Consider the following 25,687-nt stretch of genomic DNA (forward strand, 5'->3'; position numbering starts at 1 on the left):
CGTTAAAACAACTGGTTGACGAGGTTTTTCAACCTTCGAAACAGCGTCTTTGTGCGCATTTATTGCCGCATGGAGAGCGAATCACGTCATGAGCGTGAGCATTTATGCGCATGCAGCATTCCGGGATGCTTGTTTCTGCGCGTGCACGGGATCCACAGGTCAGGTGCCGTAGATGCTCTCGGCGCAGGCGATGACCGCGCCGTCGCTGGCGCGTTTGGCGTGGCTCTGCACCGTCACAGCAGGATTGGGCGCGAGGCTGTGAACGCTGGCCCTGGCGGTGACTTCCAGCCGGTCGCCGACATCGAGATTGCCGAAGAAATGCGCCCGTCGGTTGCGCATCGGGAACCGGCAGAGGATCTCGGGGGCGGCATTTCTTTCGGCGCGTTCAATCATGTCGTGGATGCTGGCGAAATACACCAGTCCAACGCCGTTCAGATGGTCGTCCTCAAGGATCTCGAAGGAGATGTGCGGCGGCGCGTTCTCGCGCTGCGCCCGGTCGCGATCGTGGCGACCGAGCGTGCGCAACAGCGCCGCCCGGCGCGCGGCCGCATGGCCGCGATCCGCTTGGAACATGGCCTTTAGGTCGGGGACGCCCAGCTTGACGTTGGACCGGCCGTTGCGCCGCGCGAAGCTGGTGAGGATTTCCGCGCATAGGAGCTTTCCGGGGGCGCGCAGCTGAAGTTGGCTGCGCCAGCCGTTTTGGGCGGACGGCGGCTCTGTCATCACGAATTGGCACAGATCGTCCTCGCGGAAGGCGGCGGAATCTCCCTTGAGGGTGCAGGCCACGACCGAGGCCATGACCCGCGCGCCGGTCAGGTCGCGCAGGTCCGAGGGTGTCACGCCCGACTGCGCGGCAATCGACAGCCAATGCCGGTGGCAGGCTTCTCGCAGCACCCAGGATCTCCGCACGCCGGAGGCGCTCATGTGGGGCATTCCGAGCCGAAAGCAGACCGGCGACAGGGCGGCTGCGGCGGGCGTCTCGATATCGATGGTGGGCAACATGGCTGGAACCTTCTTGCTGCAATTCGCGGGGTCCGCAGCGGCCACACCGGGCGTGTGGCACATCGCATGCGGTGCGGTGGCGCGGGCGCATGGCAAAGTCTCCATCAGAATGTTGCAGCAGTGTTAGAATGGCGAAGATCGCTGCGGCGGCTCCGGCATCTGCAGACCCTGTGACCGTTGGATGGGCAGGTGACCGGCAATGATCTCGGGAAGGGGCGTCGGAGAAAACTTCGGCAGGTGGGATGCGAAGCTGTCACGTTCGAGCCAATGCGGGTGCTCGAAAAGATAGCGCATCTCGGAAAATTCACGCGCCAGTTCCCAGACCGGGGACAGCAGGCGCAGGGCTGCCCACGGAAATCGGCTGATGCGCAGCGGGCGCCCGGTCTGGCGGGTGATTTCAGTGGAGAGCTCGGTCAGGCTGAAGCTGTGGCCGGGGAAGGGGATGTCGGCAAATCGCGGCAGGTCGTCCCGCTGTGACAGCGCCACGGCTGCGCGGGCGAAATCCGGCAGGAAGGCATAGGCGCGCCGCACGTCCGGCGCGCCGAGCGCTGTAATCCGGCCCTTGTGCAGGCCCGTCAGGACGACGCGCCCCATCGTCAGGCCCGGCTGCGCCCCGTCAAGGAAGTCCCCGGCGCGCAGGATCGTGACCGCAAGACCGGAGTCGCGCCAGGCGGCTTCCATCTCGGCCCGGATGGCGCCCTTGCGGCTGCAGGGCAAATGCGGCGTGGCGGCGCTCCAGGGGGCGGGCTGGCGGCCGTAGACGTAGACGTTTCCGGGGATCAGGACACGCGCGCCGCTGGCGCGGGCGGCGGTCATCGCGAGCCGGGTGATGCGCGGGATCTGGGTCTGCCAGTCGTGGTAGTCGGGCGGGTTCATCGCGTTGACGATCAGGGCGACGCCGCGCGCGGCTGCGACGGGATCGGTGCCGCGCACATAGGTCCGGACCTGCCAGCCGGCCGCGGCGAAGGCACGGGCAAAGGCGGTGCCGGAATGGCCGGAGCCGCCGAGGATGAGAACGTCGCGTGTCATGGGGCCTCCAGGTGCCGGCGGATCAGGGGACGGGAGATCAGGGATTGGGCATCGATTTCGAAGGAGGATGTCGCACGGAAGATATCGCATGGGGATTGCCAAAATCTGCAGGTCAGCCATTCATGGATGTATGGATATGCGCGCGCTCGACTGGTCTCTTCTGCAAAGCTTCCTGCGCGTTGCCGCGGCGGGCTCGCTGTCCGCGGCGGCGCGGCGCCACGGCGTCAGCCAACCGACGCTCGGGCGCCACGTCCGGGCCTTGGAGGCGGCGCTGGAACAGCCTCTGTTCACCCGCCGCCCCGAGGGGCAGGTGCTCACCGCCATGGGCCATCAGTTGCTGGCCCACGCCCGCGACATGGAGGCGGCGGCGGCGCGGCTTTCGCTGACCGCGGCCGGGGCCAGCGAAAGGCTCGAAGGCACGGTGCGGGTGACCGCCGCGCGGGTCGTCGCGCATTGGCACCTGCCGCGGCTGCTTGCGCGGCTGCGCCTTGAGGAACCCGGAATCCGCATCGACCTCGTGGCCTCGGACGTGCCCGAGAACCTGATGCACCGCGAGGCCGACATCGCCCTGCGCATGTTCCGCCCGGAGCGCGGCGACCTCCTGGCCCAGAAGGTCGCCGAGCTGCCGCTGGGGCTCTACGCCGCGCGCAGCTATCTCGACAGGGTCGGGCGACCGCAGACGCTGAAGGCGCTTCAGGCCCTGGATTTCGTCGGCTACGGTCCCTCTGACCTGATGCAGCGGGTGATGGCCGAGAACGGCTGGCAGCCGCGCCGCGAGACCTTCCCGCTGCGCTGCGAGGACCAGCTGGTCAACTGGGCGCTGGTCTGCGCGGGATGTGGTGTCGGTGGCTTCCAGAGGAGCATCGCGGACAGCGACCCGCGCGTCGAGCGCGTCGCGGATTTCGTCCGCCTGCCGGTTCTGCCGGTCTGGCTGGTGGTGCCAGAGGCGCTGCGTCACGTCCCGCGCGTTGCGCGGGTGCGCGCGGCGCTGGCCGAGGAGATGGCGCGCATCGGCGCGGCGGGCAGCGCCGGATGAGCGATCAGTCCGGTCCGTCCGGCGCGCTGTCCTGCGGATCCGGCACCTGCGGGGCGGGCGCGGATGGCTTCGGGTCGTCGACGCGATGGGCAAGGTTCTCTGGCCTGTAGCCGGGGTCACTCTGCATCCGTGCCACGACCGAGGGATGAAGGTCGGCATCCGGCGGGATCGGGCGCGGCTCGCCGCGCGGAAGGTAGAGCCGGGCAAAGCCGCGGCGGAACGGCCATTCCCGGAAGCGCAGGCATTTCGGAAGATATTCCAGCACCGGCCAGAGGCCGATCATCGACGCGTTCACCGGCTCCGCCAGCGAGCGGTCCTCGGCCCCGCCGCCGGACCTGTCGGGCTGCCGGGGCGCGGGGATCAGCTGCGCCATCGCGCGCGCGTCGACGCGAAGCCCCTCGGCCACCGCCTCGTCGATCATCCAGCGGAGCGCGAGTCTCGACAGGCCACTCCTCGGCTCGGGCCAGCCACCGCCCACGTCCGAATGGGTTCCGGCGAACCAGACCTGCTTCGTGCTGTGGCCAAGGTCGGTCTTGCCGAAAGGGTCGGGATTGAAGCGCGACGGCGCGACCCATCTGTTCAGCCGGAACATGCGCCGCCGCTCGTCGATCGAGAGCGCGTGCCGGAAGGCGCGGACGCCCGGATTGCTGCGCGTGTAGGGCAGCTTCTGGAACGAGGGCAGGTAAAGCCGGTCCGGTCTCGGCACGATCACCGAACTCACAGTGTCCCAGGCCCCGAGGAAGTGGATCGGCACGCGCCGGGTCCTCAGGACCTGGCGCACCCGCCAGCCGTGCCGCAGGCTGTTCTGGCTGCTGGCCCGCTTGTAGGCCACCAGCGCGGGGCCGCTGAGGTTCCTCTGCTCGGGGGAAAGCAGTCCGACGAGGTAGATCATCCCCGCCAGCGCGCGCACCGTGTAGGCCCCCCGGCTGAAGCCGAAGAGGAAGATGCGGTCGCCCTTTTGCCAGTGTTCCACCAGGAACTGGTAGGGTTCGAGGATGTTGTCATCGAGCCCCCAGCCGGTCGCCAGGCCGAAGACCAGCCGAAGGCTCTGCCGGATCTCGGCCCAGCTGTCGGAACTCGACAGCGTGCCGACGCCCGGATCGTAGAACACGCGTTGCCCTGCGTCGCGCGGCACACAGCGGTAGAGCTTGAGCACGTTGGACAGCGTCTCACCGATCTCGTTGCCCGTCCCGTCGCAGCAGATCACGATGTTCTTTGCCATACGGGCGCGCTCCCCGGTGCTCTGCGGATCAGGCAGAGCTGTCCTCGATGTCATACTGGATGAACAGATCCGAGACTTGGAGCCGTCCGGTGAAACGCAGCCACTCCGGCAAGGGCAGGTCGGGCGGCCGGTCCGGCGCGCCCTTGTCGATCTCCAGGACGCGGCCCTGCGCCTTGCGCATCAGCGCGCTCCTGATCGACGGCAGCGGGTGATCCCAGCCTGCCGTGTTCAGCGCCCAGTCGCGATGCGCCGGGATCATCGCGGTGAATTCCTCGGCGGCCCCGTCGGCGGTCGCCATCCACCACAGGTTCGGATAGTCGCTGCTGGCCTCGCCTTTCAGCGTCGCATTGTGGCTGCCGTGGTGCCCGACCTTGTAGAGCACCGTCCTGCCGAGCAGGTCCCGCACGGTGATCTTGCGGCCCGCCACCGTCCAGCTGCCGTCATCCCAGGACATCCAGTTGCCGTATTGCGCGTCCGCCGCGAGCAAAAGCACCTTCTTCGAGACCGGCAGCTCGATCGCCAGCACGAGGCTGGTGTTGTTGACCCCGGTGTTCAGCTTGAGCGCGAAGCTTTCGGCCGAGTAGAGCCACTCCTCGTCGATGCGCCGCCAGTCGGCGCCGTCGGGGGTCTCGTCGGCGCGGTGATCGTCGTTCGGGCCGCTGCCGTAGTAGCTGCGGAAGAAACTGTCGGGATCGCTCTCGTCGAAGGCGGTGTCCTTGGCAACGCCGTAGGTCAGCGCAAAGGGCGCGCCCCGGCTTTCCACCTCGGTGCCCTGCGTTGCGGCGGCGAAGAACGACAGCGAGCTGGTGCCGAGGGCCATGTGGCCGGGAAAGGCGGCGTCGCCGCGGGGGTCTTCGTCCTTCAGCAGATCGGCGTCGCGTGGCGGGCCCAGTACGTAGATCCGTACCCCCTTGCTGCCGGGCAGGACAAAGGACGGCGCGTGCGGCGAGAGGAAGCGGTGGATCCCGGCCGCGTCCTTGATCACCTTCATCGCCTGCTTGTTCTGCGAGTTGGCCGGATCCGCCGCCGCCCCGAACCCCAGAACCTGAACCGGGGCTGGTGGCAGCATCTCGGGCAGCAGCACGTCGTTGCCGATCTCCAGCTCGAGCAACTGGTCCAGTCGCGACACTGCGGCACGGCCCTCGGCTTCTGCCCCGGCGAGCATCTGCAACTGGTTGCGCGCTTCGATGAGCCCAAGAAGCTGGTCCTGGTGACGGGCGCGGAACTCCTTGGCGAGCGGATCGTCCGGATCCTCGGTCCAGGCGAACCAGGCTTCCGAGATGGCGAACCCCGCGAATTTCTTCAGCCCGTTCACATGGTCCTGATGCTCGTGGGTGACGGCCACCACGTCCAGTCTGTTGGCGGTGGCGGCGGCGATGTCGTTGACCACCTCGTCCAGCTGGACCTTGCGCGCGCCCACGTCGATCTGCGAGCCGGGCTTGTAGCCGCAATCGACCATCATGTAGACCGGCGGGCCGCCGCTTTCACGCGGGAAGGCGAGCAGCAGGCAATCGCCGTGTCCCTGCCGGTACATGCGGACCGAGACGCCGTCTGCCGGGGGCTCTAGCTGGGGCATCGGCATCAGGGCTCCTCGTGCAGCAGGGCAAAGGGCTCGTCCCGCAGACCCGCCGGGCTGCCCGCAAGCCGCCTTAGTCCGGAGTCGAAGGCATTGGCCCGCGGCACCCGTTCGCCGGTCAGGAAGCCGCGCATCCGCTCCAGCTCGGCATCGTCGGCAACGGTCCCGGCGGTGGGGATGACCCAGTCGATCTCGAAAGAGACGGGATCGAGAAAAAACGTCGATCCCGCGCGATAGGTAAAATCGCCGCGCTCCGGCAGGTAGACGTCGCTCTCGTCCCATTGGCGCTGCCGGTCCGCGTCGAAGGCGCCCCGGCGGCGCTGGGTCACCTCGACCACGTAGAAGGTCTCTTCCGACAGCCTGTGCCGCCGTCGCTGGATGGGCCGTACCGCGTGGACCTCGACGGTGGGGTCGCCCGAGGAGTTGCGATAGACGCTGCGCGGCGCGTCCTCGGATCTCAGCACAAGGTTCAGCGCCTCGGCGATGTCGGCATTGGCGACGTCGTTCAGCCAGCGCCAGATCGGATAGGTGCTTTCTTGCATCGCCCGCCAGATCAGGTCGCGATCATCCCAGGGGCGGATCGGCTGGATCCGCAGCCGCTTGGCATTGGACGACGGATCCGCCCGCACCGAGGTCATCGAGCCCGGCGCAGCGTCGGCACCGGCCTCGTCAGAGACCTCGAACCCCGACTTGAGCTTGCGCTTCTTGCTGTTCAGCGCGCTGCGATATCGGTCCTGCTCGTCGCGCAGCATCCGCGCGTCGATCCCGGCCATGCCGGGGGCGCGCGCCCGGAGCTTGGCGCGCAGAGCGGACTTGGCCCCCACGGTCTCGAAATCGTCCCAGACCAGCGCGTCCACCGACATGGCGCGCACACCGGACGGCGCGATGCCCCATTCGCGGAAGCTTTGCACGAATGCGACCCGGCAGCGGTCGGCATCGTCGGGGTCGATGTCGAGGTCGGCGGTGATCACTGCCCGCAGGTAGTCGCCGAATGTCAGGTCGACCGGCGGGCAGTAGTCGAGCCCGCGCATGCACATGCGCAGAATGCGCGAGGCGGTTTCGCGGGCCTCGACCGCGAGACGGGTCACGAGATCGGGATGGATCGCTCCCTCGGGCAGGATGCCGCTGCCGCCGGTGGACAGGCGGAACAGGTCGGCGACCCGGCGATGGTAGACCAGCGTGAAGGCGCGGAACACCGCCGCGACAAGGATCGCGCCGCGCTTGTGCGGCTCGTAGACCTGTTCGAGCGCGCGCGGGTCGGGATCGCGCGGCGCCCACTTCCCGGTTTCCGGATCGATCCCGCCAAGCGCATCCCGCAGCGCGGAGTTGCGGCCCGTGGCACGGCCGAACTGCTGCGCGAGCTGCGCCAGCATGTTCTCGCTGCCAAGATCGCCACGGGTCTCGCGCAGCTGGCTTTCGAGGATGCCGGGATAGGAGAAGCGCTGGAAGATCGCGACGATATCGGCAAATGCCTCGTGAAAGGCGTGGACGTCGGGATTGCTGGGCTCATTGAAGCGCGGATGCACGCCGTCAAGAAGCGCGTGGCTCATCTCATGAACGATGATGTCATGGGAGAGGCAGGAAAACACGGTGGTTCCGGGCGTGTTTTTCTTGTCCTTCGAGGTTACCGGGAAATATCCGAAGAGCAGCGCTTTCTTTCGCGGACTGTAATAGGCATTCCGCGCGCGCAGCGCATGCGGATATATTCTCAGCCGTCGCACGAATTGCAGGCGGTAGCTGCCGTCGCGGATCACCCGGCTCGACCAGAGCACCTTGCGGCCGACCGCATTCTCGAAGTGGTCGATGGTCGCCATGGCGACGGCATAGACCATCTGCTGGTGGAACTGCGGGTTGTTCTCCGAGGCGGAAAGCCCGTCCTGCACAAGGATATCGGGGTGTTCAAGGTCGACGGGCTTGTAGAACAGGCGGCTCGCCGGATCGACGTCCAGCACCTCGATGTACTCGCCCACAGGACCGGGCCGGAGACCGGGCTTGCCCTGCGCATCCAGCTCGCGGGGTATCTCGATGAGAATTTCGTTGATGTCCCATGTGCCGATATCCCCGGCGAGGCTTGGATCAAAGGAATAGCAGCGAAGTCGCCGCTTCGGGGGAAATGGCGGGCGCACTGAAATGATCCGTCTGAAAAGAGCTTTCAACGGGTTATATCATGGATGCCGGAATTCTTAGAGATCTAATTCGCCTCCTCCCTCCCGGCACCCTGCGGCGCGGGGAGGGGCGCTATTTGGCCCGCAGCCCCTCTAGGAACACGTCGAGCAGGACCTCCGAGCGCGCCGGATCGGCACCCGGACCATAGTTCAGCCCGAGCAGCACACGAAGCAGATCCTCGCTGGTCACATCCGCGCGCAACCGCCCGTCGGCGACGGCGCGGTCATGCAGCGCGGAAATGGCGCCGCGCAGCCGTTGCGATTGGTCGCTGAAGAAGGTCGACTCGGGCTCGAACACCGGCGCGAGCGCGGCCACCATGCCTTTCTTCGTCGCCATGAGCTGAAGTGCGCCGCGCATCCAGTCCTCGAGCCCGTCCTCGGCGGCGCGGCGTTCCAGCGTCTCGACCTCGCGCGCATAGACCGCCTGAAAAAGCGCCTCGCGTGAGGGGAAGTGCCGGTAAAGGGTGCCAATTCCAAGGCCGGCGGTCCGCGCTACCGCCTCAAGGCTTCCGCCTTCCTCGCGGAACACCTCCCGTGCGGCATCGAGCAGCCGCTCGCGGTTGCGCAACTGGTCGGCACGCGGCTTCCTCGCCGTCGGCTTTTCGTGGCCTATTTCACGGTTCATAGGTTAACCCACTTGAAAACGGAGGGTGCCTCCGTATTTAATCATCCATGGCCGGGCTCCCCGGCTTCCCACCAGCTTATTGCAAGAGAGGGAAAGATGACACCGACACTCAATCTTACCATCAACGGAGTGCCGCAGCAGATCGCCCTCGACGATCCGCGCGCCACGCTGCTCGACGTCCTGCGCGAGAGGCTGGGCCTGACCGGCACCAAGAAGGGCTGCGACCGTGGCCAGTGCGGCGCCTGCACGGTGCTCATCGACGGAATGCGGATGAACTCCTGCCTGGCTCTGGCGCTCTCGCATGACGGTGCCGAGATCACCACCGTCGAGGGGCTCGCACAGGGCGATACGCTGCACCCGGTGCAGGCGGCCTTCATCGCGCATGATGGGTTCCAGTGCGGCTATTGCACGCCGGGTCAGATCATGTCCGCCGTCGGGCTCATCGCCGAGGGCGAGGCCGGGCTCGACCCGGAGCGGGTGCGCGAGGGTATGAGCGGCAACCTCTGCCGCTGCGCCGCCTATGCCGGGATCACCGAGGCGGTGCTCGACGCCACGCGCGAGATCACCGCGGGGCGCGAGGAAAGGGAAACCGCATGAACCGCTTCGATTACGTCCGCGCCGAAACGCTCGGCGCCGCCATCGGGGCCGAGGGGGCGCTGCTGGCCGGGGGCACCAACCTGCTCGATCTGATGAAAATCGGGGTCGCCACGCCGGATCGGCTGATCGACATCTCGCGCCTGCCGCTGGACAGGATCGAGCAGAGCGGCGGCGGTCTGCGCATCGGCGCCATGGTGCGCAACGCCGAGATCGCCCGCGACCCGCAGGTGCTGGCGCGCTACCCCGCGCTCGCCGAGGCGCTGCTCTCGGGGGCCTCGGCGCAACTGCGCAACGCCGCGACCACGGGGGGCAACGTCATGCAGGCCACCCGCTGCAGCTACTTCCAGGACCCGCTCTCGCCCTGCAACCGGCGCGAGCCCGGCAGCGGCTGCGGCGCGCTCGGCGGCGCAACGCGGAACCATGCGGTGCTCGGCTGGACCGAGGGCTGCATCGCCGTGCATCCCTCGGACATGTGCGTGGCGCTGGCCGCCTATGACGCGGTGGTCGAAATCACCGGGCCGGGCGGGCTGCGCGAGGTGGCGATGGAGGAGTTCCATCCGCTGCCCGATGCCGATGGAGCCGGAAAGCCGCCGCTCATGCCGGGCGAGATCATCACCCACATCCGGCTTCCCGACCCCGGCGCGCTGGCGCGCAACGCCCGCTATGTGAAGCTGCGTGAGCGCACCTCCTTTGCCTTTGCCATCGTCTCGGCCGCCGCCGCGCTGGCGATCGAGGATGGCGTGATCACCGAGGCGCGGCTGGCGCTTGGCGGCGTCGCCGCCCGTCCGTGGCGGTGCCGCAAGGCCGAAGAGGCGCTGAAGGGCCAGCCCGCGTCTGCCGAGAGCTTTGCCCGAGCAGCCGAACTGGCCACAGAAGGCGCCCGGCCCTCGGGTGACAACGCCGCGAAAACTCCCCTCGCGCAGCGCATCGCCCTGCGCGCTTTGGAACGGGCCGCTGCCGGAACACCCGAGCGGTTGCCCGCGCTTCCCGCCTCCGTCTTTGCAGGAGATGACAATGGATGACTTGATGAACATGCAGGGCCAGGGCCATGTGCGCCTCGGCTCGAGTGCCGGACAGGCGCTGACGCGGCGCGACGGGATGCTCAAGGTCACCGGCGCCGCCACCTATGCCGCCGACAACCGTCCGGACGGGCTGCTGCACGCGGTGCTCGCCACGGCAGGTATCGCCAAGGGCAGGGTGACACATCTCGATGTTGCCGCCGCTGAGGCGCATCCCGGGGTGGTCAAGGTCTACACGCCCGCCAACGCGCCGCGCACGGCCCTCAGCCCCGACGAGAAGATCCACCCCTTCGTGTGGCGGATGGAAACTCTGACCGACGACAGCGTGCGCTACGCCGGCCAGCCGATCGCGCTGGTGCTGGCCGAGACGCTAGAGGCGGCGGCCGAGGGCGCCCGGCTGCTCGCCCCGCGCTACGAGGCCGAGGTGCCGAGGGTCACGCTGGACGACGCCGAGCCCTTCGAGACCGACACAACCGCCTTCGGCCGCCCCGCCGGGCACGCCTCGGGCGACGTGGACGCGGCCCGCTCGGGCGCGGCGCGGCACGTGACGGCGACGGTCGAGACCTCGCAGCAGTATCACAACGCCATCGAGCCCCACGCCATCACCGCCCGCTGGGATGGTGACCGGCTGGAGATCGACACGCCCAATCAGGCGATCGGCCTGTCGAAGCAGACTTTCGCGGCCTTCCTCGGCATCGACCCGTCGCAGATCCTGCTGCGCAGCCCCTTCCTCGGTGGCGGCTTCGGCTCGAAGGCGATCCTTTACGGCGGTCAGTTGCTGGCAATCCTGGCCGCGCGCGATCTTGGCCGCCCGGTGAAGCTGGTGCTGCGGCGCGACCAGATGTACGGCCCGGTCGGCCACCGCGCGCCCACCCGGCAGTCGTTGCAGATCGACCTCGACGCAGAGGGTAATATCGCGGCGCTGGAGCATGACACGGTCACGCTGACCTCGACCTTCGACCAGTTCCTCGAGAGCGCGTCCAACGCCTCGCACAGCCTCTATGCCGCGCCGAACCTGCGCACCTCGCACCACGGTCGGCGGGCGGATGTGGGCACACCGGGGCCGATGCGCGCACCGGGCGAGGCACCGGGATCGGCGGCGCTCGAGATCGCCATGGACGCCGCGGCGCAGGCGGCGGGCATGGACCCGCTGGAGTTCCGCCTGAAGAACTACGCCGAGACCGATCCCTCGACCGGCATGGCGTTTTCCTCGAAGGGCCTGCGCGACTGCTACACCGAGGCGGCGAAGCTTTTCGGCTGGGCCGAACGCTCCGCCGCGCCGCGCAGCATGCGGCAGGGGCGGCTGTTGAAAGGCTGGGGCATGGGCACGGCGCAGTTTCCCTGCCCGATGTTCCAGGCCGCGGCCCATGCCACGCTGCGCGCCGATGGCACGGCGGTGATCGAGACCTCGGCCGCCGACATGGGGCAGGGTGCCTGGACCGCGCTGGCACAGATCGCCGCCGACGGGCTGGGGATCGACATCGACAAGGTCGAGTTCCGCTCCGGCCACTCGGACCTGCCCGACGCGGGGGTCGCGGGGGGCTCGGGCCACACCGCCACCGCCGGGACCGCGCTGTTCAACGCCGGGGCGGATGCGGTGCGTCAGCTGGCCGAGCTGGCCACCAATGATCCTGCCTCGCCGCTCTTCGGTGCGGGCAACGCCGGGGTCACGGCGCGCTCGGGGCGGCTTTATCGCAACGATGACGAGCGCTCCGAACCCTACGAGGATATCCTCGCCCGTGCCGGGCTGGACCTGGTTCGCGGCGAGGGCAAGGGCGCGCGCGAAGGCGAGCCAGACCGCGCGATGTTCTCGCACGGGGCGGTTTTTGCCGAAGTGCTCGTCGATCCCGATCTGGGGCAGGTGCGGGTCAGCCGCTTGATCGGCGCCTTTGCCGCGGGCCGGATCGTCAACCCGCGGCTGGCGCGCAGCCAGCTGCTCGGCGGGATGATCTGGGGCATCGGCATGGCGCTGCAGGAAGAGGCCGTGCACGACCGGCGCAGCGGGCGGCTGACCAATGCCGACCTCGCGGGCTACCACGTGCCGGTGAATGCGGACGTGCCGATGATCGAGGCGCTGACCGTGCACGAGGACGATCCCTATGTGAACGCGCTCGGCATCAAGGGCGTGGGCGAAATCGGCGTGACCGGCACCGTCGGAGCCATCGGCAACGCAGTCTGGCACGCCACCGGCATTCAGCCGACCCGTTTACCGATCCATCCCGAGAGCCTGATCTGACGGGCACACTCCCGGCGCGCCCTTGCGGCGCGCCGGGGCGAAGGCTTGCCCTGAGGCGCAAGGGCGTAGGATAGTGGCCGCAACGCTGCCAATCGCACCCCAGAGCTGCCGCATGACCATCGCCCGACAACTTCCCGACGACCGGCCCTTCGTGCGCGCCACCGCGCTCGCGCCGGTGCTGCGGCATTTCGAGGAGCGCGGCGAGGACCTCACCGGCATCCTGCAGGCCGAGGGGATCACTGCGGGCACCGTGCGTGATCCCTACGAGGAACTTTCGCTGCCCGCCTACCTGCGCATCTTCGAGGCCGCTGCCCGCGCCACCCATGACCCGGTGCTTGGTGCGCGGCTCGGACGGTCGATCACCCCCGCAGACCTGGGACCCACGGGCCTTCTCTTGGCGCAATCGGCGACGCTGCGGCTCGGGATCACCCGCTTTCTCGGCGCGCTGGCGGCGCTGCAAAGCGCCACAGAGATGATCTTTTCCGACGCCCCGGACGAAAACGGCTGGCTGGGTATCAGCTACCAGATCCGCGGAGCCAACAAGACTTCCGGCGCACAGGACGCCGAGTTCTCGTTCGCCGCGCTCTGCCAGTTGCTGCGCCAGTCCTTCGACCGCCGCTGGAGCCCCGCCGAGGTGCATTTCACCCATGCGCCCTCGCGTCGCCCCGACCTGCTGGAGCGCCTCTTCGGCGCGCCCGTCCGCTTCGAGCAGAGCGCCAACATGCTGCTCTTCGGCGCGGAGGGGCTCGACACGCCGCGCCGCACCGAGGATGCCGGGCTCATCGCAGTGATCGAGCGGCACGTGTCCGACCTCGTGCGGGCGCAGGATCCCGAGATGAACGTGGCGGACCGGGTGCAGATGGTGGTCAGCCGCAACCTTGGACGGGCGCCGGTGGACCTCGCCTCCGTCGCCGGCGCGCTCGGGATGGCGCCGCGCAGCCTGCAGCGCCACCTCGCGCTCGAGGGGACCTCGCTGCGCGCGCTGGTGCAGGATGTGCGGCGACAGATTGCCGAGCAGCAGCTCGCCCGGCCCGGAACCCGCCTGAAATCCGTGGCGGCAACCCTGGGCTATTCCGACGAGACGGTGTTCTGGCGCGCCTGGCGCAGCTGGACCGGAGAAGCCCCCTCGCGCAGCCGCGGCTAGGCGACTCACCCCAGCGGCCCGCACGCGATGATCCGACTCGGCCACCGCCGCGCTCGGAGCCTGCGAAAAATCGCCCATCAAACATGCAGCCGGAAGACAGGTTTCGCGAAAAACCGCGCCGACGTGCTGTCCGGAGACCCGTCAAACTGATGTGCGGCGCCGCGTTTGGCGCAAATTATCGAGTTTATGGCGCATATCGCAATAGATGCACGGCGCGCGCCTCTTCAGCCTTTCGGAAACCGCGCAACCCGAGAGGACGAGATGAGCGACACAATCACCGAAACCCCGCCCGCCGAGGTCGCCGCTGCGCAGACCGTCAAGCACCCGCTGGACCCGATCACGGCACGCGAGATCACCACGCTGAAGTCCGTACTCGCGGCTGCCGGTTTCGCCGGGGAGAGCATCCGCTACTCCTATGTCATGTTGCGCGAGCCCGCCCGCGAGACACTGGCCGCCTTCACCCATGGCGGCGCGGTCCCGCGTGAAATCGGCGTGCTGGTCACCGACCTTGCCGCCGGGGCGCTGACCGAGATCATCGTCGACATCCCCGCCAAGCAAATCCTCCACCAGCGCAGCCTCGACCCCAAGGTGGACGGCTGGGGACCGGTGCTCGACGAGGACTACGTCGCCGCCGAGGAGATCGCCAAGGCCGACCCGCGCTTTGTCGAGGCGCTGGCCAGGCGCGGCATCCTTGATCTCGACACCGTGTTCTGCTGCCCGCTCTCGGCCGGTGTCTTCGGCTTCGAGGAAGAGGAAGGCCGACGCATGCTGCGCGTGCTCAGCTTCCAGGCTCCCAGCGCCGATGCCATCCACGCGCTCTGGGCGCACCCCATCGAGGGCGTCGTTTGCCACGTCGATCTCACCGAGCGCAAGGTGCTGCGCTTCGTCGACACCGGCTTCCCGACCGTGCCCGCGCAGAACGATGACTACCTCGACCCGGCCATCGAGAAGCGCACGACGATGAAGCCCCTCAACATCACCCAGCCGCAGGGTGGGTCCTTCACCATGAAGGACAACGTGCTGAGCTGGCAGAACTGGTCCATCCGCGTCGGCTTCAACGGCCGCGAGGGGCTGACCCTGCACGACATCCGCTTCAAGGACGGCGGGCGCGAGCGCTCGATCCTCAACCGCGCCTCGGTGTCCGAGATGGTGGTGCCCTACGGCGAGCCGCAGCCGACGCACGAGTGGCAGAACTACTTCGACGCGGGCGAGTACCAGTTCGGGCGTCTGGCGAACTCGCTGGTGCTGGGCTGCGACTGCCTGGGCGAGATCCACTACGTCGACGCCACCGTGGTCGATGACTTCTGCAACCCGATCGAGATCAAGAACGCCGTCTGCATCCACGAGGAAGACTTCGGCACGCTCTGGAAGCACACCGACATTTTCACCGGACGCTCCGACGTGCGCCGTCAGCGCCGCCTCGTGGTGTCCTTCTTCGTCACGGTGGGCAACTACGACTACGGCTTCTACTGGTACTTCTACCTCGACGGGAAGATCGAGCTGGAGTGCAAGGCGACCGGCATCGTCTTCACCTCCGGTCGCCCCGAGGGCGACTACGAATGGGCCACCGAGCTCGCACCGCAGCTCGGCGCGCCGCAGCACCAGCACATGTTCTCGGCGCGGCTCGACTTCGCCATCGACGGGCTGAAGAACCGGGTGGACGAGATCGACGTCAAGCGCGTTCCGATGGGGCCGGGCAACCCGGTGGGCAACGCCTTCACCCGGCAGATCACCCGGCTGGAGACCGAAAGCGAGGCGCAGCGCGTGGCTCGCAACGAGGTGGGCCGGGTCTGGCGCATCTCCTCGGCCGAGGCGACCAATTACCTCGGCGAGCCCACCGCCTACGTGCTGGCGCCCGAAGGTCTGCCGCTGCTGCTGGCGGATGACGCGGCCTCGATCGCTAAGCGCGCGGGCTTTGCCACAAAGTCGCTCTGGGTCACCCAGTTCGACCGCGACGAGATGTGGGCGGCGGGCTACACGCCGAACCAGCATCCGGGCGGCGCGGGGCTTCCGGCCTATGCCGCGGCGAACCGCTCGGTGGACGGCGAGGACATCGTGGTCTGGCACACTTTCGGCCTGACGCATTTCCCGCGCACCGAGGACTGGCCGGTGATGCCGGTGGATTACGCCGGCTTCAAGCTGCGCCCCGAGAACTTCTTCGACCGCAACCCGACGCTGGACGTGCCGAAGGATCCGAACGGCGCCAAGTGCTGCCGGTCGAACAAGGTCGCGGCGGAATAGGCCGTGTCCGGCTGGCACCTCTCCCTGCTCGCCCTCGCGGCGCTTGGCACGCTCGGCTGCATGGCGGGGGCAGGCCCGGCGCAGCGCGGGGCGGCCCGTGCTTCGCTGGCGGCCATGGCGCTGGCCATGGCAGGCGGGACCTCGGGATTGGTGCTGGGGGCAGGGGCCCTGCTGGCGCTGGTGCCGCTCGCGGCCCGTGGCGCGGCTCCGGCGCTCTGCGCGCACCGGGCGGCCTCGAACCTCGTGATGGCGCTCGTGTTGGGGGCGCTCTTCGTCCTCAACGGCAGCGCGATCTGCGCCAACGGGGCCATACCCCTGCTGTCGGCGCAGGGGCTCTCCCGTCTGCCGATGGCGGGGCCGGATCTCTACCTGCGGAGCGCGGCGCTGGCGTTGGGGCTCTACGCGGCCTTCGGCCTGCTGCTGAGCCTGCGCGCGCTCCGGCACGGCCAACTCGCCCGGCTGGGCGAGATCATCCCGATGACCCTGGCCACCGCCGGAATGGGCGTGGGCCTCAACTGAAGAACAATAAGAAAACCACCACATCCAACAGGAGAAAACCATGACACGCATTGCCCCACTTGCCCTGACCGGCGTCCTCGCGGCCCTTCCGATCGCGGCGCTGGCGGACTACCCGGAGAAGCCGGTCGAATTCGTCATTCCCTTCCCGCCCGGAGACCTCGAGGACATCCTGACCCGGATGATCGCCGACGCGTTCCAGAAGGAATATGGCGTCGCCGCCGCGGTGGTGAACAAGCCCGGCGGCGGCGGTGGCCCGTTCCCCGGCGCCGTGGAAGTCGCAGGCGCCCCGGCGGATGGCTACACCATCGGCTCCTTCGTGTCGGACGTGCCGCTCTCGGGCCCCGAGATCGGCATCCCGCAGCTCGCGCCGAACCCCTTCGAGCCGGTTGGCATCTTCGTCACCTATCCCTTCGTCATCGCCACTTCGGGCGACGCGCCCTATTCCTCGCTCGACGAGCTGGCGGACTACGCCCGAGAGAACGAGGTCGCGCTTGGCCATTTCGGCGCCATGCTGACCCCGACGCAGATCACCTTCGCAGTGGCCAAGGCGAAGGGGTTCGACTTTGCCTATGAAAGCGCCTTTGACGCGCTCGACTGCAACACGCTGGCCTCGGGCGACGTCGACGTGATGAACACCACGCTCCAGCAGGTCTTCCCCTGCCTCGGCGACATCAAGGTGCTGGCCTCGATCGGCTCGGAACGCATCCCGCTGACCCCCGAGACCCCCACCGTGGGCGAGGTGCTGCCCGAGCTGAACCTTGCGCTCTGGAACGGGCTGTTCGTGAAGTCGGACGTGCCGCAGGAGGCGCGGGACAAGATCGCCGCGGTGGCCGAGAAAGTCATGGCATCGGACGCCGCGAAGAAGCTCGCCGCTGACACCGGGGCGCTGATCTACTGGCAGGACGCGGGGGAGTCTGAAGCTCAACTCGAGGCCGACATGGCGGCGCGCGCAAAGATCGCCGAGTTGCTGGATGAGTGAGCGCATCGCGGAGCCGGTGCCGGGCGTGGACGTTCCGCCACGTCCTCGCCAACCGGCAGGCACGCGCTTTCAGCGCGTGCTGCGCACCATCAGCCCGCGCATCGTCACCGGCGGCGGCGGCGGCGCGCGCCGCGTCGCGGGGCCGGGCGAGGTGGTCTTCGCCGCGGGCTTCTTCGGCCTGTCGCTGCTGCTCCTGCTTCTGCTACCCTTCCAGACCGACTGGCTGCCGAGCACCAAACTCGTCGTGCAGCCGCGCTTCTGGCCCGCCGTGGCGATCGGGGCCATGCTGGTCTTCTCCGGCGGCCACCTGCTTCGGGCGCTGGCGGCGCATCCGGCAGGCGGCGCATGGGCCGAGATCAAGGGCTGGCTGCGACCGCTGGAATTCGCCCTGTGGTTTCTCGCCTACGTGTTGCTGGTTCCGTGGTCGGGCTACCTGCTGGCAACCGTCGCCTTCACCTCTTCGCTGAGCTGGCGGCTCGGCTACCGCTCGGCACGCTGGGTGCTCGTCGCCACGTTTTTCGCGCTCTGCGTCGTGCTCGTGTTCCGCAGCCTGCTGGGCGTCAACATCCCCTCCGGCGCGCTTTACGAGCTGCTGCCGCCGGGCGGCTTCCGCTCCTTTCTGATGACCCGTTTCTGAGGCCCCGCCATGGACATGCTCCTTTCCGGCATCGGCATGCTGATGCATCTCGACGTTCTGCTTGCCCTGCTGATCGGCTCGGTGGGCGGCGTCATCATCGGTGCCATCCCCGGCGTCGGCCCCGCCGTCGCCATCGCCATCCTGCTGCCGGCCACCTTCGCGCTGCCGCCGCTGGTGGGCCTCGTCATGCTGCTTGGCATCTACGGCTCGTCGATGTTCGGCGGCGCGCTTCCGGCAATCCTGATCAACACGCCCGGCACCGCGGTCAACGCGTTGACCACCTACGACGGCCACCCGATGACCAGGCGCGGCGAGGCGCTGAAGGCGCTGGGGCTGGCCTATGGTGCCTCGTTCGGCAGCGGCATCCTGTCGATCCTTGCGCTGATCGTGCTCTCGCCGGTGTTGGCAAAGGTGGCACCGATGTTCGGCTCCAAGGAAATCTTCCTCGCGGCGCTGCTCGGCCTCGTGCTGGTGGTCATCGCGCACCGCGGGCAGGCGCTGGCGGCGGGCATGCTGGCGGGGTTCGGGGTCTTCCTCGGCACGGTCGGGCTGGAGCCTCTGAAATACACCCAGCGTTTCACCTTCGATCAGCCGTGGCTCGCCTCGGGGTTCGATCTGATCGTCGTGGTGCTGGGGCTCTTTGCGCTGAGCCAGGCCTTCGTGCTGCTCTCAGGACCCGACGAGTCCCCCGACGCGAAGCCGATCCGCGGCTCGATGGGACGCGCCATGCTGGGCACCCTCCGCCACAAGCGCATCGTCGCGGCGGGCACCGGGTTTGGCGTGCTGATGGGGATGATCCCCGGCGTCGGCGAATTCACTGCGCAGTTCCTGAGCTACACCTACGCGCAGAAGACCTCGGCCGACCCGGACGCCTTCGGCAAGGGCAGCCCCGAGGGGCTGGTCGCCTCGGAATCGGCCAACAATGCCGTACCCGCCGCCGCGATGATCCCGCTGCTGGCCCTCGGCATCCCCGGCGAGGCGCTCACGGCGATGATGCTCTCGGTCTTTTACGTGCACAACGTCATCCCCGGCCCGCAGCTCTTTCAGGGGCAGATCGATTTCGTCTACGCGCTTTACGTCGCGATGATCCTGCTCAATGTGATCGTCGTGCTGTTCATGATGGTCTCGTCGAACCTGCTGCTGAAGATCATCCGCATCCCGACGCGCTTTCTTGGCGTGATGATCCTGACGATGAGCTTTGTCGGGGTGTACAGCCTGCGCAATTCGATCACTGACTGCGTGATTGCCGCGGTCTTCGGCTGGATCGGGCTGGTGTTGAAGCGGCAGGATCTTCCGCCGGTGCCGATCATCCTCGGGCTGGTGCTGGGCGGGATCATGGAGGTGAAGTTTCGCCCGGCGATGGCGCGGGTCGAAGTGCTTGCCGATTTCTTCCAGCGTCCAGTGGCGGCCGTCCTCGGGATGGCCATCCTCGCGCTGATCGTCGGCCAGCTTGCCGCGCTCCGCCGGCAGGCGATGGAACGGAACAAGGCCTGAAGCCGGGGGCGGGGCGCGCTCTCGTCACAGGTCGCGCCCCGAGCATCGCGGCGACGCGGCCGGTCTCAGCGCGCGGTGGAGAGGTCGATCGGTCAATCCCGCCCTCGAAGCTGCGCAGCGCGTCCTGGGGTTCCATGCGCCGGTGGAAACGCTCCATCTTTGCCGCCCGTCCCGACAGCTGGAAGGCATGGACAGGCAGGCCGCTGGTTGCCGCCTCCGGGACCATGTTGACGGAATCGTCCTATACAAGCACCGCCCCGGCCAGTCCGAGCAGGGCCGGTTAGGGGATCTGCCCTCGGCTGTCCCAGAGCCGGGCTGTCGGCAGAAGCGCACCGCGCAGCCGTGCCAGAAAGCCGCGATCGCGGCGCGCCGAGGGGGGATCCGCAACGACCAGCGCGCGGCCGCGAGCGCATCGAGCTCCACGCGGGCAGCCGCCGGCCCCGGCACCCTCGTCCGTGCCACCCCGCGCGGGCCGGCGACATGCCGCGCGGACCAAAGAGATTTCGCCGCAGCCGACCGGAGCGCCGCAAATCCGGACGGGACACGCTTGCGCTTTGCGGGCGATCGGCAATCCTGAGGGTCCAATTTCCAGACAGCCATTCTTCAGCCCTGCCTCGCAGTCCGCGTCGGCACGGCTTGCGAGGTCATCTTGACCGCGAGGCCCAAGGACGATTGTCCTGGGCAGCAACATTGATCGTATCCTTGTCCTGCTGGACGGGCGGGCGCGACGTCGGCTCTGGCAGGTGCTCGTGCTGAGCATCGGCTTTGGGGGCGGCGGATATGGCCGCGGTGTCGTCAATCGCGTCTTTCCTGAGGATCGCGGCGAGCCCGTGGAAAGCACGCGATCCCCCGGCGCTGGCGGCTCTGCGCGAGGCGGTCGGGTTCGACGGCGAGACGGGGTTCCCGGTTCCTCTGGCGCTCGGCGCGATGGCGATGCTGACCGCCGCCAGCGTGTTTCGAATCTGGGGCTTCACAGACCTGCGCGGTTTCGTGCGCGGCCAGAGCGTCGGCCTCGCCTCGCGGCTTGTGGCGCTCCATGGCTTTACAGCGGCGCGTCTTTTCCCGGCCCTTCAGCGCATCCACGCTTCGGCGGCCGCGTTGCGCGGCGATCTTCCGGCGGTCGAGGGGGCTTTCGGACGGATTGGCCGGCGCGGGGTTGCCACTGAACGAGCCGCAGGAACAGCGGGGGGTGAGCCATGACTCTCCCGACGGGCAAAGCAAGCTGATCCGCGATCTCGACCTGTGCGTGCCTGCGGGGCGGATCATTGGGCTGGTCGGGGCCACCGGCGCAGGCAAGAGCACGATTTCAGCCATGCTGACCGGGCAAATCGCCGAGCTTCCACCGCTCGGCGAAGGCTGCCGAAGCCTTTCGGTCGGCAAGCGCCAGCGGATCAGCATCGCGTGGGCAATCGATCGTGACCCGGCGCTGCTGGTGGTGGATGCAGCCACCTCGGCGCTCGATACGATCAGCGAGGCCGAGCTGACGTCCGCCGTGCAGGGACTGCGCGGGCGCACCACGGTGGCGGTCGTTGCTCATCGGCTGAGTTCGGCGCGCAATTGCGACCTGATCTACCTGATCGGCGCGGGCGGGGTGTTGAAGCAGGGCAGTCACGACGGGTGGACCGGGCACAAGTCGCAGGTTCACGCCTTCCATAGGGCCGGGGCATGACTCCGCCTCGGGCCTCGGTCCTGCCGCGCACCGGGACTGGGTCTTGGCCGGGAAGACCCCAGTGAAGCCCTGTCCACTGGAGAGGAGGAGCTGACCACATATGAAACAGCAACAAGATCGGGCGGAGTGTGACATCGGCGTGGCAGGGCCCCGAAAGAGGTGTTCAGAGGTCAGCGATGAATTGAAATCTGATTTTTTGCTTACTGTTATGGGCGAAAATTCATGTATTGAGTGCAGCAGCCGTGGGAAGTCCGGGTGCCGTTCATCGGCGATTGCAAGGACCTCGGCGTCGGCAACATCCGGCTTTGTGGCGGCGCGCCGATTTTGCACCGCGACTCCGACAAGTTCGTCGCGCGCATCCGCGGCCGTGGCATGAACGTGTGGGTCACCATCAAGGGTCTGCTGCTCGATAAGACGCCGACAAGCTGGTTGAGGCGGGGCTCCGCAAGGTCTCCATCCATTTCGACGGGCTGGGGCAGGGTTGCGACGACCACGAGCAGGGCCGGGGTGCCTTCAGGCTGGTGAAGACGTCGCTCACCGAGACCCGCCGCCAGCACGATGCCGACAGGCTGCCGATGAACCTCGACTGGCTTGTGATGCGCGCCAAAGGCAAGCCCGTGACGGTGCGCGACACGGCGCAGCTATGTTTCGTGATTGCCAGGATGGGCAATCTACACGAGCGGCGGCTGACCGAGATGCTGTCCAACGGGACGCACAAGCGGCTCGCCCGCGATGCGGTCATCCTCGATTGTCCGGACTGCAACTGCGGCCTCGACACGCAGGTCAACCTGCACCGGCCCTCGCGGGCGCTTCATGCGGTGTGCTAGCAAGGAACCCTTGCCAGAGGGTGTCCGGCCCGCGACCGCTCGGCGCATCTGCCTGTGCTGCGCGGCCTGCTCGTAGAGCGCGGTTCTGCTTTTCAGGCTCAGCCAGTCCAGAGCCAGGGCCAGCGCGATGAGCGCGATCATCACGTGCCAGGGCGGCGGGTCAGCGGTTGCGCGAGGGTAGCCGGCGCGGCTGCGGCTGGCCGGTGACCTCTTCCCAGAAGGCATCTGCGCGCTTTTCGAAGGTTGCGGCGTCGCGTGCGTCGCTCTGGTAGAAGGCCCCCTTGCCAATGCCGGGGGCATAGACCTGCTCGACCCAGCCGCGCGGGTCGTCGTGCGGGAAGAGGTAGCCGACATGGCCCAGCTTCTCGGCCCCCTTGTAATGCGTATCGCGCAGGTGCAGCGGGACCGAGGCAGGCGGCTGACTGGTGACATGGCCGAGCGCCGCGCCGATGCCCCGCGTCACCGAGCCCGATTTCGGTGCGCGCGCCACGTGCAGCGCGGCATGTGCGAGGATGATCTGGCTTTCCGGATAGCCGATCTTCTCCACCGCCTGCGAGGCGGCGACGGCGGTTTGCAGCGCCGTGTTGTCGGCCAGCCCGACGTCCTCGGAGGCGTGGATCATGATGCGGCGGGCGATGTAGCGCGGATCCTCGCCGGCGTGGATGAGCCGGGCCAGCCAGTAGAGCGTCGCATCCGCATCCGAGCCGCGCATCGATTTCACGAAGGCCGAGACCACATCGTAATGCTGATCTCCAGAGCGATCATGGTTGATCGCCGCAGAGGCATAGGCCTCTTCGAGCATCGCCTCGGTGATCTCTACCGCACCGCCATCCTGTCCGATCCCGTGGCCGATGGCGAGGCTTTCCAGCGTGGTCAGCGCGCGGCGCGCATCGCCCCCCGAACGCCCGGCGATCAACGTCACCTGTTCCGGCTTCATGCTCACTTGGACGCCTTGCGAGGCCAGGTGGTCGATGCCGCGCCGGACCACCACTTCCATGTCCTCGAGGCTCATCGGCTCCAGCTTGAGGATCGTCGAGCGCGAGACCAGCGCGGGCGGCAGTGCGTGGTAGGGGTTCCCGGTCGTGGCGCCGACGAAATCGGCGGTGCCTTCCTCGCAGATCGACAAGAGGTCGTCGGCCTGCGTTGCGGAGAAACGATGCACCTCGTCGACGAAGATCAGCAGCGGGCGGATGCGCGCCTCGTCGGCGATCTTGCGCAGTTCCTTGACCCCGTCGCGGGTGGCGTGCAGCGGGCGGAACTCCTTGCCCAGCATGTTGCCCACGGCGCGGGCAATCGTGGTCTTGCCGATGCCCGGCGGGCCGTAGAGGATGATGCTGCCGAGCGCATTGGCGGCAATTCGGCGGCGCAGGATCGAGCCGGGCGCGGTGATTGCCTGCTGCCCCACCACGTCGTCCAGCGTCTCGGGCCGCAGCGCGGCGGCGAGGGGCACGTGGCCCCGGAGGGGCGCGGCGTCGAAGAGATCGCTCATGGTCGGGCCTGTGGTTTGGGCGTTGCCCAATCCGCTAGCAGATCGCGAGGGCGCGGGCAAACGCCGGGAACTCCGGACGCTGATCGTAGCATCATTCTTTCTTCTACCCGCTGGTCTTGTCCGCTGGGCCTGCTAGACATTCCCGCAACTTGACCCGCCCGTACCGGCGCGCAGACCACCCCAAAGAAAGGACCCCCCATGACCGATTTCGTCTTCGCCCCGCAGCCGCAACCCTCGGTCGCCGTCACCGGCAGCGAGGCCCGCTTCCCGCTGCGCCGGATTTTCTGCGTCGGTCGCAATTACGCCGAGCATGCGCGCGAGATGGGCCATGATCCGGATCGCGAGCCGCCGTTTTTCTTCGACAAGCCGATCGACACCATCGCCGAGGCCGGGGATGCCATCCCTTACCCGCCCGCGACAGCCGACCTGCACCACGAGGGAGAGCTGGTCGTGGCACTTGGAAGCGGGGGCGTCGATATCCCGGAGGATGAGGCGCTGGAGTGCGTCTGGGGCTATGCCGCCGGCATCGACTTGACCCGCCGCGACGTGCAGGCGGAGGCCAAGAAGAAGGGGCGGCCCTGGACCATGGCGAAAGGGTTCGATTACTCGGCGGTCTGCGGCCCGGTGCACCCGGTGGCCGAGGTCGGCCATCTCGACAAGGGCACGCTGCGGCTCGCGGTGAACGGCGAGGAGCGGCAGAACGGCGACATGGCGCAGATGATCTGGTCGGTGCCCGAGGTGATTTCCTACCTGTCGGGGCTGGTCGAGCTCAAGGCCGGCGATCTCATCTACACCGGCACCCCCGCTGGGGTAAGCGCGCTGGAGCGCGGTGATACCTGCGTGGTCGAAATCGGCGGGCTTGCGCCGCTCAGCATCAGCATTGCCTGAAGCAGCAATGCCTGCGATGGCGCGGCCCGGGGCCGCGCCATCACTGGTTCCGGGTCAGTCCTCCCAGTCGCCGGAAAACCCTTTGGGGATCATCAGGATATCGCGATCCACCGTGTTGATGTCGGTGCGCCCGCAAAGCGCCATCGACACGTCGAGCTCCTTGTGGATCACCTCGAGCGCGCGGGTCACCCCGGCCTCGCCCATCGCGCCGAGCCCGTAGATGTAGGCGCGGCCGATCCAGCAGCCCTTGGCGCCCATGGCGACGGCCTTCAGCACGTCCTGGCCCGAGCGCACGCCGCTGTCGAGATGCACCTCGATCTTGTCACCCACCGCGTCCATGATCGGCGCCAGCGCGCGGATCGAGCTGAGTGCGCCGTCCAGCTGCCGCCCGCCGTGGTTCGACACCACGATGGCATCGGCGCCGACGTTGCAGGCTTCCAGGGCGTCGCGCGGGTCGATGATGCCTTTGATGATCAGCGGGCCGTCCCACATCTTGCGGAACTCGCGGATGCGGTCCCAGTCGAGCGCCTGGTCGAAGCTCTGCGCGGTCCAGGTGGTCAGCGAGGAGGGATCCGTGACGCCCTTGGCGTGACCCACGATATTGCCGAAGAAGCGCCGCTTGGTCTGCAGCATCTCGAGCCCCCACGGCACCTTGGTGGCCATGTTGGCGATCGACTTCGGGGTCAGCTTGGGCGGGGCCGAGAGACCGTTCTTCAGGTCCTTGTGACGCTGGCCGAGCATCTGCAGGTCGACCGTGATCACCGCCGCCGAGCACTTGGCGTCCTTGGCCCGGTCGAAGAGCCGCTTCATGTAGTCGTCGTCCTTGAGCGTGTAGACCTGCATCCAGAACGGCTTGGAGGTGTTCGAGGCCACGTCCTCGATCGAGCAGATCGACATGGTCGAGAGGCAATAGGGCACGCCGAACTTCTCGGCTGCCTTCGCCGCCTTGATCTCGCCGTCGGCGTTCTGCATCCCGGTCATGCCGACCGGGGCGAGCGCCACCGGCATCGCCACGTCCTGGCCGATCATCTGCGTCGCGGTGCTGCGCCCGGTCATGTCGATGGCGACGCGCTGGCGCAGGTAGAGCTTGTCGAAGTCCGAGCTGTTCTCGCGGAAGGTTTGCTCGGTCCAGCTGCCGGACTCGCAGTAGTCGTAAAACATCTTGGGCACCCGGCGCTTGTAGATGCGCCTCAGGTCTTCGATCTCGGTGATCACGGGCATGGGCCGGGCTTTCTCCTTGGACTGGTCAGGTTTCCTTACCGCTTCCGGCATGTTCGCGCAATAACCCGCGCT

At 67.9% G+C, this 25,687-nt stretch carries 23 protein-coding genes and 1 pseudogene; 15 read left to right on the top strand and 9 right to left on the bottom strand.

The window, feature by feature from the left end; all coding sequences use genetic code 11:
* Positions 1-159 precede the first annotated feature (159 nt).
* A complete protein-coding gene (locus tag IQ782_RS10965; RefSeq protein ID WP_194134675.1) occupies positions 160-1,002 on the bottom strand; it encodes an LnmK family bifunctional acyltransferase/decarboxylase in 843 nt (280 codons plus the stop codon).
* A 123-nt stretch (positions 1,003-1,125) separates the two neighbouring features.
* On the bottom strand, positions 1,126-2,031 hold the full coding sequence (locus tag IQ782_RS10970; protein ID WP_194134676.1) for a Rossmann-fold NAD(P)-binding domain-containing protein: 906 nt from the start codon (positions 2,029-2,031) through the stop codon (positions 1,126-1,128).
* Between the two features lie 136 nt (positions 2,032-2,167).
* Between IQ782_RS10970 and IQ782_RS10975 the strand changes: the two genes are divergently transcribed.
* Positions 2,168-3,067, top strand: a complete 900-nt coding sequence (locus IQ782_RS10975; RefSeq protein ID WP_194134677.1) for a LysR family transcriptional regulator — start codon at positions 2,168-2,170, stop codon at positions 3,065-3,067.
* A 4-nt stretch (positions 3,068-3,071) separates the two neighbouring features.
* Here IQ782_RS10975 and IQ782_RS10980 read toward each other — a convergent pair whose 3' ends face one another.
* The 4 genes from IQ782_RS10980 to IQ782_RS10995 form a co-directional block, all read right to left on the bottom strand.
* Entirely contained in the window at positions 3,072-4,289 is a 1,218-nt protein-coding gene (locus tag IQ782_RS10980) for a DUF2235 domain-containing protein (RefSeq protein WP_194134678.1), read from the bottom strand.
* 28 nt (positions 4,290-4,317) lie between these two features.
* A complete protein-coding gene (locus IQ782_RS10985) occupies positions 4,318-5,871 on the bottom strand; it encodes a ComEC/Rec2 family competence protein (protein ID WP_194134679.1) in 1,554 nt (517 codons plus the stop codon).
* The gene (locus IQ782_RS10990; RefSeq protein WP_194134680.1) at positions 5,871-7,991 is read right to left on the bottom strand and encodes a gluzincin family metallopeptidase; all 2,121 of its coding nucleotides are present in this window, start codon (positions 7,989-7,991) and stop codon (positions 5,871-5,873) included. The genes IQ782_RS10985 and IQ782_RS10990 overlap by 1 nt, the downstream gene beginning before the upstream one ends.
* A 112-nt stretch (positions 7,992-8,103) precedes the next feature.
* Complete coding sequence (locus IQ782_RS10995; protein ID WP_194134681.1) at positions 8,104-8,655, bottom strand: TetR/AcrR family transcriptional regulator; 552 nt, start codon at positions 8,653-8,655, stop codon at positions 8,104-8,106.
* 96 nt (positions 8,656-8,751) lie between these two features.
* On the opposite strand from IQ782_RS10995, the gene IQ782_RS11000 reads away from it, so the two are divergent.
* The 9 genes from IQ782_RS11000 to IQ782_RS11040 all read left to right on the top strand — a co-directional run bounded on the left by IQ782_RS11000 (position 8,752) and on the right by IQ782_RS11040 (position 19,521).
* Positions 8,752-9,252 (top strand): (2Fe-2S)-binding protein, encoded by a 501-nt coding sequence (locus IQ782_RS11000; RefSeq protein WP_194134682.1) that lies wholly within the window; start codon positions 8,752-8,754, stop codon positions 9,250-9,252.
* Entirely contained in the window at positions 9,249-10,274 is a 1,026-nt protein-coding gene (locus IQ782_RS11005; protein ID WP_194134683.1) for an FAD binding domain-containing protein, read from the top strand. The genes IQ782_RS11000 and IQ782_RS11005 overlap by 4 nt, the downstream gene beginning before the upstream one ends.
* Positions 10,267-12,507, top strand: a complete 2,241-nt coding sequence (locus tag IQ782_RS11010; protein ID WP_240989236.1) for a xanthine dehydrogenase family protein molybdopterin-binding subunit — start codon at positions 10,267-10,269, stop codon at positions 12,505-12,507. The genes IQ782_RS11005 and IQ782_RS11010 overlap by 8 nt, the downstream gene beginning before the upstream one ends.
* Before the next feature lie 112 nt (positions 12,508-12,619).
* Positions 12,620-13,651: an AraC family transcriptional regulator gene (locus IQ782_RS11015; RefSeq protein ID WP_194134685.1), complete on the top strand. Its 1,032-nt coding sequence runs from the start codon at positions 12,620-12,622 to the stop codon at positions 13,649-13,651.
* Positions 13,652-13,912: 261 nt separating this feature from the next.
* Complete coding sequence (locus IQ782_RS11020) at positions 13,913-15,892, top strand: primary-amine oxidase (RefSeq protein WP_194134686.1); 1,980 nt, start codon at positions 13,913-13,915, stop codon at positions 15,890-15,892.
* A 3-nt stretch (positions 15,893-15,895) separates the two neighbouring features.
* The gene (locus IQ782_RS11025; protein ID WP_194134687.1) at positions 15,896-16,411 is read left to right on the top strand and encodes a hypothetical protein; all 516 of its coding nucleotides are present in this window, start codon (positions 15,896-15,898) and stop codon (positions 16,409-16,411) included.
* A 40-nt stretch (positions 16,412-16,451) separates the two neighbouring features.
* Complete coding sequence (locus IQ782_RS11030) at positions 16,452-17,390, top strand: tripartite tricarboxylate transporter substrate binding protein (protein WP_194134688.1); 939 nt, start codon at positions 16,452-16,454, stop codon at positions 17,388-17,390.
* Positions 17,383-18,027 carry a tripartite tricarboxylate transporter TctB family protein gene (locus tag IQ782_RS11035; RefSeq protein WP_194134689.1) on the top strand — a complete coding sequence of 215 codons (645 nt, stop codon included), beginning with the start codon at positions 17,383-17,385 and terminating at the stop codon, positions 18,025-18,027. Before IQ782_RS11030 ends, IQ782_RS11035 begins: the two co-directional genes overlap by 8 nt.
* Positions 18,028-18,036: 9 nt before the next feature.
* The gene (locus IQ782_RS11040; RefSeq protein WP_194134690.1) at positions 18,037-19,521 is read left to right on the top strand and encodes a tripartite tricarboxylate transporter permease; all 1,485 of its coding nucleotides are present in this window, start codon (positions 18,037-18,039) and stop codon (positions 19,519-19,521) included.
* Positions 19,522-19,621: 100 nt separating this feature from the next.
* On the opposite strand, the pseudogene IQ782_RS30390 reads toward IQ782_RS11040, so the two are convergent.
* A pseudogene (locus tag IQ782_RS30390) lies at positions 19,622-19,747 on the bottom strand (ELM1/GtrOC1 family putative glycosyltransferase); the annotation flags it as partial.
* Positions 19,748-20,301: 554 nt separating this feature from the next.
* On the opposite strand from IQ782_RS30390, the gene IQ782_RS11045 reads away from it, so the two are divergent.
* From IQ782_RS11045 to IQ782_RS11060, 4 genes are all read left to right on the top strand, one after another.
* A complete protein-coding gene (locus IQ782_RS11045) occupies positions 20,302-20,721 on the top strand; it encodes a hypothetical protein (protein ID WP_194134691.1) in 420 nt (139 codons plus the stop codon).
* Positions 20,711-21,190 (top strand): ATP-binding cassette domain-containing protein, encoded by a 480-nt coding sequence (locus IQ782_RS11050; protein ID WP_194134692.1) that lies wholly within the window; start codon positions 20,711-20,713, stop codon positions 21,188-21,190. Before IQ782_RS11045 ends, IQ782_RS11050 begins: the two co-directional genes overlap by 11 nt.
* Before the next feature lie 255 nt (positions 21,191-21,445).
* Entirely contained in the window at positions 21,446-21,715 is a 270-nt protein-coding gene (locus IQ782_RS11055) for a GTP 3',8-cyclase MoaA family protein (RefSeq protein WP_194134693.1), read from the top strand.
* A complete protein-coding gene (locus IQ782_RS11060; protein ID WP_194134694.1) occupies positions 21,712-22,017 on the top strand; it encodes a hypothetical protein in 306 nt (101 codons plus the stop codon). The genes IQ782_RS11055 and IQ782_RS11060 overlap by 4 nt, the downstream gene beginning before the upstream one ends.
* A 160-nt stretch (positions 22,018-22,177) precedes the next feature.
* Here IQ782_RS11060 and IQ782_RS11065 read toward each other — a convergent pair whose 3' ends face one another.
* Complete coding sequence (locus tag IQ782_RS11065; protein ID WP_194134695.1) at positions 22,178-23,506, bottom strand: replication-associated recombination protein A; 1,329 nt, start codon at positions 23,504-23,506, stop codon at positions 22,178-22,180.
* Positions 23,507-23,704: 198 nt separating this feature from the next.
* Here IQ782_RS11065 and IQ782_RS11070 point away from each other — a divergent pair, with 198 nt between their 5' ends.
* Positions 23,705-24,394, top strand: coding sequence for a fumarylacetoacetate hydrolase family protein (locus tag IQ782_RS11070; protein ID WP_194134696.1), 690 nt, complete (start codon positions 23,705-23,707; stop codon positions 24,392-24,394).
* A gap of 54 nt (positions 24,395-24,448) precedes the next feature.
* Here the strand turns inward: IQ782_RS11070 and IQ782_RS11075 are convergent, their stop codons facing one another.
* Positions 24,449-25,615, bottom strand: a complete 1,167-nt coding sequence (locus tag IQ782_RS11075) for an alpha-hydroxy acid oxidase (protein ID WP_194134697.1) — start codon at positions 25,613-25,615, stop codon at positions 24,449-24,451.
* Positions 25,616-25,687: the final 72 nt, after the last annotated feature.

It is taken from the genome of Salipiger mangrovisoli (assembly GCF_015223355.1).
Classification (GTDB): domain Bacteria; phylum Pseudomonadota; class Alphaproteobacteria; order Rhodobacterales; family Rhodobacteraceae; genus Salipiger; species Salipiger mangrovisoli.